We start from the raw sequence: 11363 nt of genomic DNA, 5'->3' as shown, positions 1-11363 counted from the left end.
GATGGCGCTGCTGGAGCCCGAACGCATCGGCGTGACGTTGTCTGAGGAGCTACAGCTGCACCCCGAGCAGTCGACGGACGCGTTTGTCCTGCACCACCCCGAGGCCAAGTACTTCAACGTGTGATGCAGGAATTCCCGGTCGGCTCTCAGATCCGCAGTACGGGAGCCAGGGCCGACAAAGGGATATGGGCTTGGACGGTGCCGCCGTCCATGTACCACTGCATCATTCCGGGGGTGAAGTTGACCGGCTCGTCGTGGCCCACCGGGTAGTCGGGCATGTACAAGATCAGCTCGTCGGGAGTCAGCGCCCACGCCTTGTACGCGCCGGAGTAGACCTTGTCGGGAGTCCAGCGATCGATGATGAACGGGTAGGTTCCCGGGTCGTGCGGTGGCGGCGCCTGATCGAGCGCGGTTTGGATGAACGGCTGAGCCAGCGGGGGAATGGCGGTCAGCGGATTTGACGTCATTAGATCCGCCAGTTGCACCCGCCGGCCGCTGGCCATGTCGAAAGTGAAGGTGCGGTAGGCATTGTTGGGCTTGGGGCCGTCGGCGTGGTAGTCCTCGTGGAACACCGCGCTCAGCAGGTCGCCGTGCTGGAAGATCTGATAGTTTTCCTCGCCATAGCTGTCGGCGACCATGTGGGCGTTGGCATTTCGCCAATTGTTGACCAGGGTGTGCAGGTAGTCGCGGACCACTCCACTGGTTGTCGGGTTGTCGATCAGCTCGCCCGGCACGGCGACCTTGATGTCGCGGACGGCATTGCGTTCGGAGGTCACCGTGGTGTGGCAGTACTGGCCGTCCCAGTCGCCGCCGAGTTCGCCGCAGAACGATGGGGCCGACGCGCGCGCGGTCGCGGCGTTGGGCAATCCCGAAATTGCCGCCGCTGTGACGAGGACGAACGCCGAGGTGAGCCATCGCATCACAGCAGTTGAACCTTGCTTGCACGCCAGCGACCGTCGATCTTCTCCATGGTCATCTTGATCCTGCTGCGGTCGATGCGCGGATCCGGCGCCTGCGTGTTGGTGACGGTCTGGTCGATAAAGACAAGTACGACAACCTTGTTCGTGGATACGGATTGAATCGCCGAGTCGACCACCACCCCGTGTGCGGTCGCCTTGTTGTCGATCAGCAGCTGGCGAAGCTGCACGCTCGACTGGGTGTACATGTCCTTGAACTCGCCGGTCGCGCCGTCGAGCACCTGCCTGAAGTTCTGGTCGACATTGTTGGAGTCGATGCTCGTCAGCACCTGGGCGTACGCGATGGCCGCCTGTTGGGCCTGCTCGCCGGCTTGCTTGATCTGGTCCTCTTGCCATTGCTTCCAGCCGAGGAAGCCCGAAACCGCAAGCGAGGCAACGAGTAACAACGGCAGCGCGCTGCGACGCAGGTACTGTCGCCAGGGCCGCTTGCGGCGCTTGCCCTTGTCGCGCTTGCGTTTGAACGGCTTGTCATCTGCGTCATCGTCATCGTCATCGTTGGCGTCGGCATCATCCAAATCGGCCGCCGCCGCGTCCACTTCTTCGGCGTCGGCATCTTCAACCTCAGTCTCTTCGACCTCAGTCTCTTCGACATCGGTGTCCTCGCTTGTGGCTGCGAACTTTTCCGGCTCCGTGCCGGTGTCTTTTTCTTTTGTAGCGACCACGATCATCTCCTTGTGCTGGACGGGTCTTTGGTCTTAGTGCGGCGGTTCGATCGGCAGAGGCGGACCACCGTAGGGTGTGGGAATCGTGTAGCGGCCCTTCGGTGTTGGATCGGTTTTGCGGCCCAGGTCTGCCCCCGGCGGCGGACCGGCGGTGTCGTCGCCGCCCGGCCGCGGCGCATTCTTGGCTCCGCGAATCAAAATCCCGGGGTCGGTGTCGCGGCAGTAGGTGTACATGAACGGCTCGCTATAGTCGGCAGTCGTGGCTGAGTAAGCCGGCGTTCCGTAGTCGCAGGCGTAGCGGGGATAGATCTCCGCGGTCCCCCAGACACCGTTGTCGTGAAAGATGGTCGCGAACGCGTCCAGCACCGAGCCGCGGTAGTTCGGGAACAGCGCGTTGAGCGCCGGTACCCGCAGGTACAGCAGCTGTGACATGGTGGCCATGCTGCCCAGCAGCTGCACCATGGTGTCGGAGTTGTCGGCGAACAAGTTGTCGATGCCCGACAGGGCGCGCGGCGATTGCTCGGTCAAACCCCGGTAGCCGCCCTGCATTCTGGCCACGCCGGCCAGGGTTCGGTCGAGATCCACGGTCGTCGCGGCCAGTCCGGCGTTCTTGTCGGCCGCCAGCGTAAGCACGACCCGGCTGGTCTTGATGATGCTGGTGGTTTGGGGCAGCACCGAATCCAGCGTCGACAGCAGGAACGTGCCGCCGTCTACGATGGCGGCCAGCTTGGCCGGCCCTTCCTTGCTCAGGCTCAATTCCTTCTTGATCAGCTCGATCTTGTGCGGATCGACCTGTGCCAGCAGTCCGTTGGCGTCCTCGAGCAACTGCGCCAGGCCGATCGGGACGGTGGTGCGGTCCAGCGCGATGATGCTGCCGTCACGCAGATACGGGCCCGCCTCGGATGCGGCTTCGAGGTTGATGAATTGCTCACCCGCGGCAGACAGCGCGGATACATGCGCGACGGCCGACGCGGGGATCCTGACCTTCGACGTGATATTGGCGACGGCATCCACGCCCCGGTCGGTGATTTGCAGCGACTCGACCCGTCCGATCCGCACGCCGCGCAGTGTGACGTCTTGATTGGGCAGCAAACCACCGGATTCCGGTAACCGCACGGTGACCCGATAAGACGACGCCAACGGCGCCACCCGCAGCGCGCCGATCAGCAAATAGGCGGTCGCCACGACGAGAGTGAGTGCCAACCCAGCCACCGACAGCCAGACCTGCTGGCGGTGGCACGCTCGCACCAGGCGGACCAGGACGTTGGCGGAGTCGTCGATCAACGCGGTCACCGCTGCGGTCCGGGCGGTTGCGGGGCGGGCATCGGCGGGCCAGGGGCCGATGGCGCCGCGGGAGGGGCGATATCGATTTGGCCCGGAACCACCGGGTCAGGTATCAGGGGCACCTGTGGTGAGTTCGGCCCGCGCCCAACCACTCGTTCTTGCAGACGCCACAGGGTATACTTCAACGAGCCGATGAATTGATTCCAGTTGTACCGGTGCGGCCCGTGCAGCCCTTTGTCGCCGGGGAATCCGATGTCGGGTATCGATCCGAGCACCAACTTGTCAAAACTGGCGCTCACCGCAACCGAATTTCCCGCCGTGGCTTTGATCATCGGAGGAAGCATCCGGTTGAAGGCCAGCAAGCTGGTATCCGGGCTCACCGCAATGTCGTTGGCGACCCCGGCGATCGTGTTCAGGTCACGGACGATGCTTCGGCCGCTGGTGTCGGTCCCCCCGATCGAGGGAAACCGGGAAAGCAGCCGGGCGGTGTCGCCGACCTGCACTGCCAGGTCGGAAAGCTGGGTCGTGTTGGAAGCCAGCGCATTGGTGCCCGGACCGGCCGCCGCCATCAGCTCGGTGATGGTGCGGTCCTTGGCGTCGAGTTCGTCAGCGAGACTGGATAATTCGGTCAACGCGGCCGAGATCTGTCCGGATCGGGAGTCCAGTGTGGCGAGCAGCCGGCTGGACTTGCGAATCAGCTCCCCGAATGCCTGACCTTGGTCGCCGGCCGCGTTCCCGACGCCGTTGATGAGGTTGGTGAAATTGCGCACCGTTCCGCCGTTGACCATTACCGCAGCCGAACTCAGCACCGACTCGACGGTTGAGGCTGCCGCCGTCGACTCCAAACCGATGGTGTCGCCGTCGTGCAAGAACGGCGTGCTCGGGGGATCATCGGCGGGTGGCTTCAGGGCCACGAACACGTCGCCCAGTGGGGTAGCGGTACGCAATTCGGCGGTGCTGCCCTGCGGTAGGAGCACGCCATCCCTGATCCGCAGGGTGGTGACCGCGGTGTAGTTGCGTGCGACCATCGACTCGACCTGGCCCACGTCGGCGCCGGCGAGTTTCACTTTGGCATTCATCGGCAGGTTGAGTGCGTTGGCGAATACCGTCGTCAGCGTGTACCCGCCAGAACCCAGCCCCGGAGCCGGAAGGGGAAGGCTGGCAAGGCCATTCGTGGCGCATCCCGAGCTGAAAATTGCCGTGGCAACCGCCATCGCGAGGGCGCCCTTTCTGTGCACGGCCATCATTTCTGTCCCATCGCGGCCAGGCCGTCAAGCACGTAGGTCAACCCGAAATCGGGGCCGTAATCCTGCAAAGTCCCGGTGCTGCAGCCCAGTTGCCGCAGGCCCATCAAGTTGCACACCTCTTTGGCGAACTGGCCGTCGAATATCACTCGGTCGGTGAGGACGCGCGCTCGTATGCTGCCGTTGGCCTGGTCGATCACGTTGTAGAAGTTGTCGGCCAGCATGGGCGCGATGTCAAGGGTCTCGGCGAGGTCGCGCTGCTGGGCAACGACGGCTCCCAACGTGGTGTTGCCATTGAGAATGGCCTTCTTGATGGTGTCGAGGTTGGCGTCGAGGAGGTCGCTGGCCTGCTGGACCATCTGATCGAATTTCTTCCCCGTGGTGCCGCTGCCGATATCCTCGTCGGCCATAATCTGACTGAGCTGGTGGATGGTTGACGCGAGCTCTCTGAGCTTCGCGTCATTGGCGGCGGCGGCGTCGAACAGCGAGCTGACGTTCTTGATGATCGCGGTGATCTGCTCGCGGCTCGTCGCGCCGCCGTCACTGCTCAGTCGCAGCGCCTTGTAGAGCCCGTCGAGCGCCTGCTTGGTTTTGGCGCCGTTACCGTTAATGACGTCGGTGCCGCCGTTGAGCACGTCGGCGATCGGGCCACCGCCCTGACCGTCCCCTTGGAGCGATTTGGACACCTTCTCGAGAACGCTTAGCACGCGGCTGAATTCGATCGGTGTCTTGGTGCGGGTTAATCCGATGGTGTCGTGATTCTCCAAGACCGGTCCGCCGCGGTAGGGCGGCGTGAGCTCGATCTGGCGGTCGCTGAGGATGGATGTCGAAACCGTGACGGCCTGAGCGTCGGCGGGGATCTTGACGTTGCGATCGACGGTGAACTCGACCTCGACGTAGCCACCCCGCGGGGTGATCTTGGTGATCTTGCCCACCGGCATGCCCAACACCGCCACCACATTGCCTTCGTACAATCCCGCGGCGCTGTCGAATTGGGCTGTCGCCGTGATCGGCTCGTCGCCAGGGCTCAGGTACCACCATCCGACGCCAATGGCTGCGGCCACCACAGCCACGGCAGCTGCGATTGCCACGAACGGGGACCTGAGTCTTCTCACTTGCAGTCCTTGAAATACGGGATCATCCCAAACTGCTTGGCGCGGCCGCTGATTGCGCACATCCACGAGTCGATGACCACGCCGCCGGGGCCGTTGCCGGCGATTGCATTGCCATCACCTGTCATGTTGGCCGCCTCGCGCATCAAGATCGGGCTGGACTGCAACATGTTGCGCATCAGGTCGTTGTGTTGGCCCATCAAGCCGGTGAAATCCCCCATATCCTTGAGCAGCGCCTCCAGACCCGGGCGGTCATTGATGACGATCTTGCTCAAAACGTCCACCAGGCTCTGTACGGATTGCATCATCGCGTTGAAAACCGCACGCCGCGCGACGAATACACCCATCAGGTCTTGGCCTTGGTTGACCAGATTGCCGATCCTGGCTTGCTGGCTGCGCAACGTGTTGGTGACCCGCTCGCTGTTCTTGAGCAGCTGCCCCAGTTGATCGCGCCGCTGCGCGATGATCGACGACAGCGCATCGATATTGGCCAGCGCTTGGGGCACCAGCTCGGGCAAGCCATTGAGCTGCCTGCCCAGCACCGCAAGCGATTGCGCAAACCGGTCGGAGTCCACCTGTTCGAACGTGGTGGTGGCGTCCTTCAACGCGGTCTGAAGGTCGTACGGAACTTCGGTGTGCCCCAAATTGAACGTGTTGTGCGGCAAGCGCCCCGGGCCGTCGGGCTCTAGGGCGAGGTAGCGCCCTCCCATGATGGTGGCGAGCTTGATCACGGCTTTCGAATCCCTGCCCAGCGCGACATCATCGCGGATCTTCAAGCCCGCCTCGACGTGGTCGCCGGCCAGCTTCATGCTGGTGACATCGCCGACCGGTATGCCCGCGACCATGATCGGGTTCCCGGGTCGCAGCGACGCCGCCTGCACAAACTCCGCCGTATAGTGTCGATACCCGGCACCGAGCACGTGGATTACCAGCATGGCTCCGATCACCACGGCGACCACCGCGGCGGCGATAAACCCAAGCCAGGTCTTGTTGTAGCTCTCCAGCGGACGTTTCTTAAGTCTCTTGACGCTCTTGAGCCCAAGCCGCGCGGATGAATCAGCCATCGGCCGTGTTCCTGCATCTCGGGGTGTGCATCGCCTTGTTACCCGGGGTTGCGGCGTTGACGATGATCGGCACGACATCGTTGAGGCCGGGGAAGAACCCGAAGAGGTTCACGTCACACACGTAGCCGTTGCCGAAGGCGCCCTGGTTGCCGGCGCGAATGATCCCTTTCATCATTATCGGGATGTTGTCGCCGAAGAAGGCAACCTGAGGTTCGACGCTGAGTATGTGCCGAGTGGCACCGGGCTGACGATCGATGAATTCACGCGCCGCCGGGTACACGTCCGCCGCGGAGGCCGACAGCCGGCCCAGCACCCGCGCCAGCGTACCCACCGAGGACACCAGCTCCGGACGTCGGCGATCGAGCTCGGAGACCATGTCGCCGGTTTGCGTGATGACACCGTCGAGATTGTCGTTCTGCGCGGCGAGGTTGCCGACCACCTTGTTGAGATTGGTGATCACGCCGCCGAGGTCCTGATCTCGTCCGGCGAATGTTTCGGTGAGCGTGGTTGTCTGGCTGACCAGCGTGGCAAGCGACGAGGTGTCGCCCTGCAGTGATTCGATGACTGCCTTGGTGAGGTTGTCGGCGTCGCGGGGGTTGAACAGACTAAACAGCGGCTCGTATCCGTTGAGCAGCGCGGTGACATCGAAAGACGGTTCGGTGCGTTCCGACGGGACGACACTTCCCGGCGGCAGCAGATCCGGAGTGCCTTCCTTGCCCAAAGAGAGTCCAAGGTAACGCTGTCCGACGATGTTCTGGTAGGTCACCGAGGCGACGGTGTTTCCGTACAGCCGTTGCTCCTGCTGCACGGCGAAAGAGACTTTCGCCAATTTCCCGTCGAGATCGATCTTTTCGACCCGCCCCACGCGAACCCCGGCCATCCGGACGTCGTCGCCCTCACGGAGCCCGTACACATCGGTGAACACCGCCGAATACGACGCCGTCTTGCCGGCCACATCGCGACGCAGGCTTACATAGACCAGCCAGGTCAGCGTCACCGCGACGACCATGAAAAGGGTGAGACCGATCAGCGGGCCACGAAACTTCATTTGGGCCTTCCGTCCGACGGTGAATGCTTCAGGGATACCGTTGTTCCGCGGGCGACCGGCCCCAGCAGCAGGTCGGTGGCCGCAGTGGCGGGTTGGCCGGTGATCACCGTCAACATGTTTTGCTCATACTGGCTACCGACGGGCCCGACGTTGCCGCCGAACGACGCCTGTGGAATCCACGGCGCCTTCGGTGCGACCGGCGCAACCCACGGTGCGCGGTCACCCGGGCCCGGGGGTGGCGAGTCTGGATTATCCGGGTTGGCGGTCCCCGGCACCGGCGGAGACGGTGCAAGCCACGGAGGCAGCGGCGGGTTGGGATCGGTCAGGTTGGGGGTGGGGTTGATCAGGGGCGGGCCGACGGCAACGAGGTTCCCGTCGGGGCCGATCACGGTTCCCGGCGGCGGCGCCAGGTCTTTCGGTGGTTGATAGTTCTGCGGCAGAAGCACTTCCGGTAGATCCACCCGTACCGGAACCAACGGCGCCGTATAACAGCTGGGCCCCTTGAGCTCACCGTAACGGGGGCAATCGGCCCGCGTGTAGCTATAGGTGGGGGTGAACGACAGGATCCCATGCACGTTGCCCAAGCCCGCGGGTGTCACGACGGTCTCCATGAACTTGTTGGCCAGGTTGTTCATCTTGATGGCGGCGGGGAGGAAGTTGTGGGAATTCTGCGCCAGCACACCAAACACCGGCGTGAAGTCGGTGGTGATCCCGATGAGTTGGTCGATGTGGTTGTTTAACGATTGGTGCGTGGTGCCGAGCGTGGAATCGGCGCCGGAGAGCAGCGAGGCCAATTGTCCGCGTGTCTCCGCGAAGGTCTGCATTGGCTCAACGGCTTGGTGTAGTGCGTCGAGAAGGTCGGGTGCGGTCGCCTGCAGACCTCGGGTCGCCTCGATGAGCGCCGATATTGTCGAGGGGCCATTATCCGTGCTGACAATCGAATTAAGTTGATCAAGAGCGTGATTCAGCTGTGCGGCACTGTTCAATAGGGTGACGCGACGGTGGTCGGTGGCGGCCGCGAGTGCGGCCAGGATCCCCACTGACCTGTCTTCTCGGCCGCGTCCGGTCGCGGAAAGCAGGTCGCGCAGCTTGCTGATGGTGGTTTGAAACAGCACAGTCGGCAGTCGGGTGTCTTCGGGAATGTGCGCGCCCGCTCGGATGACCGCGCCGGGACCGTTACCAACCAACTGGACCGACGATACGGCGAACACGTTGCTAGGGACAACGCGCGCGGTCACTGCGGCCGGGAGCGACTTGGCGTATTCGGTTTTGAGGTCGATGTGGACGTAGTTGGGCTTCCCGTGGGTCGCGGGAACGACGCTATCGACGGCCCCGACGAGCACGCCGTGGTATTTGACGTCGGACTTTTGCGGAAGGCCATCGCCGACGTTGACCAAGTCGGCGACCACCTTTACGTAGCCTTCGAGGCGACCCGTCGACTTGGCCAACAGCCCCGTGGTAAGCACTGCCGCCAGCATTACAACGATCAGTCCGAAGCCGAGCAGTTGCCGGTCGGACGGGCCGCGCCCGTCCAGCTCAAAGGAATTGGGCTTACCCCTCAACCTAGCCACCGAACCTCGCGCCGGAGTCGACCCCCCACAGCGTCATGGTGAGCAGCATGTTCACCATGATCATGACGGTGATGCTGGCCCGCATGCCGTGTCCTGCGGCGACACCTACGCCCTCGGGGCCGCCGCTGGCGTAGTAGCCGTAGTAGCACTGAATAGTGGCCGCGATCCACACAAAAACGACGGCCTTGATCAGCGAGTAGACGACGTCTTTGCCGGCCAGCATCAGCGAAAAGTAGTGGAGGTAGGAGCCTGTGGAGCCGCCGCCGCTGATCCCCACCACCAGCTGGGTGCTGAGGTAGCCGATCGCCAGGCACGCCGTGTACAGCGGGACGATTGCGACCACCGAGGCGAGCAGCCTGGTGGTCACCAGATACGGGATCGGCCGGATCGCGATCGATTCCAGGGCGTCGATCTCCTCGGCGATGCGCATCGATCCCAGCTGCGCGGTGAACCGGCAGCCGCCCTGTATCGCAAACGCCATGGCGGCCATCAGGGGAGCCAACTCGCGCGTGTTGACCAACGACGACACAAAACCGGTAGCCGGGCCCAATCCCATCAGTTCCAGGAAGTTGTAGCCCTCGATGCCGACGAGCGCACCGACGCTGACACCGAGCACAACGGCCACGCCGGCGGTGCCGCCACCCACCACCAGTGAGCCGTTGCCCCAGGTGATGTTCGACAGCAGCCGGAGAAACTCGCCGCGGTATTGACGCACAGCGATCGGCACCGCGACCAGTGTCCGCACGAAGAAGACCAGCAGATGGCCCAGCCGGGCGATCGGCTTCGTGGCTCTCTGGTAGAACCGCGCCAGCCGCATGGTAACCGGCGCCAGTGGTCGGTAGGTGGAGACAGTCACGTCACGAGCCTTGGCTTGGGCTTTCTCATAGGCCCGTCCTGGGCACCAAGATGATGTAGAGCTGGCTGATGGCGACGTTGACGATCATCAGCAGCAGGATCGCTTCGACCACAGCCGCGTTGACCGAATTCGCCACACCGGTTGGGCCACCCTTGGTGGACAGCCCCTTCTGGGCCGAGACGACGGTGACGATGGCGCCGAAGATGATCGCTTTGAGCAGGGCCAGGATCATGTCGTCAGTAGTGGCGAACGACGCGAACGTCGACACGAAACTGCCCGGTGCGCCGTTTTGGACGTACACGTTGAAGAGGTAGCTGGCGAAGAACCCGACGAAGCACACGACCCCGGTGAGCGCGACGCCGATCATGATCGCCGCGGCGAAACGCGGCACCACCAGACGGCGGATCACCGAGACGCCCATCACCTCCATGGCGTCGGTCTCTTCGCGCATCGTTCGCGAGCCCAGGTCGGCGGTGATCGCAGATCCGACGGCCGAGGCCATCAAAATTGCGGCCACCATCGAAGCGCCCTGGCGAATGATGGCCAGTCCACTGGCCGCACCGGCCAGTGAGGTAGCGCCGACCTGGCCCGCCATCATCGCGAACTGAACCGACATGGTGACGCTGATCGGTAGGGACACCAGTACCGTCGGCAATACGGCGGTCCCCGCCATGAACGCACCTTGTCGGACGAACTCTTCCCATTGGAATCGGCCGGTCACGAGATCGATGAAGGAATACTGAAGAGTGCGCACGCCCAGGACGAACTGTTCACCGACCGTCGTGAGTGAGGCGAGCGGGTGACGTTTGACGTACCCGACGGACCAGTCCTGGATGGCGGCGAGGCCGTCATGGGGGACGTCATGGTCGTGAGGGCCATCATGAGGGGAGTCGTAACCGTGATTAGTGCGCACCACGGATTCTTGTTGTGCAGTCATCGCAGCGCGGCCGGCAGTGGCTCCGGCAAACCGATGCCACTGGTCATCGCGTACCAGTACCCGCCTTCATCGGGCGCTCTCCCACCATTGACGTTCTGAGTGCCGAACAGCAAGCGCGGGCGCGATTGAACGCAATCTTGGCTAAGATAGCGCCATCAAGTTCCGCGATCCTGCAGCTCAATCCGGTTGGCGGTAGCCTACTGGATAGGCACTTTCAATATTGCACATTCGCCTAATTAGCTCGTCACTCGACGGCACAAGCGCGTCGGAATGCCAGATTGGCGAAGTCGATCGCATGCTCTCAGCAAACATCGGCTCGGCACGGGACCGGTGCCGCGCCGGGTCGCTCTCCCATGTCTCCTTCGGCGTATTGTGCCGAGCCAGGTTTGATTGCGCGCCTCCTCCTCTTCCTCCTCCTCGGTCCGTACCCCGCGCCGCTTCGCGGCTGGGCGGTTCCCCCGGCGCGGACCGCACGTCGCCGGGCTAAACCGCCGTGACTTTGCTCGCCGCCACGTGAAACAATCGCTGGCCGTGAAGACCTTCGAGGATCTGTTCGCCGAACTCGGCGATCGCGCCCGCACCCGGCCGGCCGGCAGCGCCACGGTCGC

The 11363-nt window shown here is 63.4% G+C and carries 11 protein-coding genes and 1 pseudogene; 2 read left to right on the top strand and 10 right to left on the bottom strand.

The window, feature by feature from the left end; genetic code table 11:
• A partial coding sequence (locus tag ACLP4W_RS29045) for a vitamin B12 dependent-methionine synthase activation domain-containing protein (RefSeq protein ID WP_442390883.1) occupies window positions 1-124 on the top strand: 124 nt, incomplete at its 5' end.
• 22 nt (window positions 125-146) lie between these two features.
• Here the strand turns inward: ACLP4W_RS29045 and ACLP4W_RS29040 are convergent.
• From ACLP4W_RS29040 to ACLP4W_RS28995, 10 genes are all read right to left on the bottom strand, one after another.
• Entirely contained in the window at window positions 147-920 is a 774-nt protein-coding gene (locus tag ACLP4W_RS29040; protein WP_442390878.1) for a mannan-binding family protein, read from the bottom strand.
• Complete coding sequence (locus ACLP4W_RS29035) at window positions 920-1645, bottom strand: DUF3329 domain-containing protein (protein ID WP_442390876.1); 726 nt, start codon at window positions 1643-1645, stop codon at window positions 920-922. The genes ACLP4W_RS29040 and ACLP4W_RS29035 overlap by 1 nt, the downstream gene beginning before the upstream one ends.
• 27 nt (window positions 1646-1672) lie before the next feature.
• On the bottom strand, window positions 1673-2923 hold the full coding sequence (locus tag ACLP4W_RS29030; protein ID WP_442390882.1) for an MlaD family protein: 1251 nt from the start codon (window positions 2921-2923) through the stop codon (window positions 1673-1675).
• Between the two features lie 5 nt (window positions 2924-2928).
• A complete protein-coding gene (locus ACLP4W_RS29025) occupies window positions 2929-4167 on the bottom strand; it encodes an MlaD family protein (RefSeq protein WP_442390874.1) in 1239 nt (412 codons plus the stop codon).
• Window positions 4167-5258, bottom strand: coding sequence for an MCE family protein (locus ACLP4W_RS29020; protein WP_442390872.1), 1092 nt, complete (start codon window positions 5256-5258; stop codon window positions 4167-4169). Before ACLP4W_RS29020 ends, ACLP4W_RS29025 begins: the two co-directional genes overlap by 1 nt.
• Window positions 5259-5278: 20 nt before the next feature.
• Window positions 5279-6343, bottom strand: a complete 1065-nt coding sequence (locus tag ACLP4W_RS29015) for an MCE family protein (protein ID WP_442390870.1) — start codon at window positions 6341-6343, stop codon at window positions 5279-5281.
• The gene (locus ACLP4W_RS29010; protein WP_442390868.1) at window positions 6336-7391 is read right to left on the bottom strand and encodes an MlaD family protein; all 1056 of its coding nucleotides are present in this window, start codon (window positions 7389-7391) and stop codon (window positions 6336-6338) included. Before ACLP4W_RS29010 ends, ACLP4W_RS29015 begins: the two co-directional genes overlap by 8 nt.
• Window positions 7388-8869, bottom strand: a complete 1482-nt coding sequence (locus tag ACLP4W_RS29005) for an MCE family protein (RefSeq protein ID WP_442390880.1) — start codon at window positions 8867-8869, stop codon at window positions 7388-7390. The genes ACLP4W_RS29010 and ACLP4W_RS29005 overlap by 4 nt, the downstream gene beginning before the upstream one ends.
• Window positions 8870-8954: 85 nt before the next feature.
• Window positions 8955-9818 (bottom strand): ABC transporter permease, encoded by an 864-nt coding sequence (locus tag ACLP4W_RS29000; protein WP_442390866.1) that lies wholly within the window; start codon window positions 9816-9818, stop codon window positions 8955-8957.
• 25 nt (window positions 9819-9843) lie between these two features.
• Window positions 9844-10731 carry an MlaE family ABC transporter permease gene (locus ACLP4W_RS28995; protein ID WP_442390864.1) on the bottom strand — a complete coding sequence of 296 codons (888 nt, stop codon included), beginning with the start codon at window positions 10729-10731 and terminating at the stop codon, window positions 9844-9846.
• A 537-nt stretch (window positions 10732-11268) separates the two neighbouring features.
• On the opposite strand from ACLP4W_RS28995, the pseudogene hisE reads away from it, so the two are divergent.
• Window positions 11269-11363: pseudogene (hisE, locus tag ACLP4W_RS28990) on the top strand (phosphoribosyl-ATP diphosphatase); the annotation flags it as partial.

The sequence above is a fragment of the Mycobacterium sp. genome, assembly GCF_052145595.1.
In the GTDB taxonomy this organism is placed as follows: Bacteria; Actinomycetota; Actinomycetes; order Mycobacteriales; family Mycobacteriaceae; genus Mycobacterium.
The sequence above is the reverse complement of the archived record's forward strand: the minus strand, read 5'-3'. Positions and strand labels throughout refer to the sequence as shown.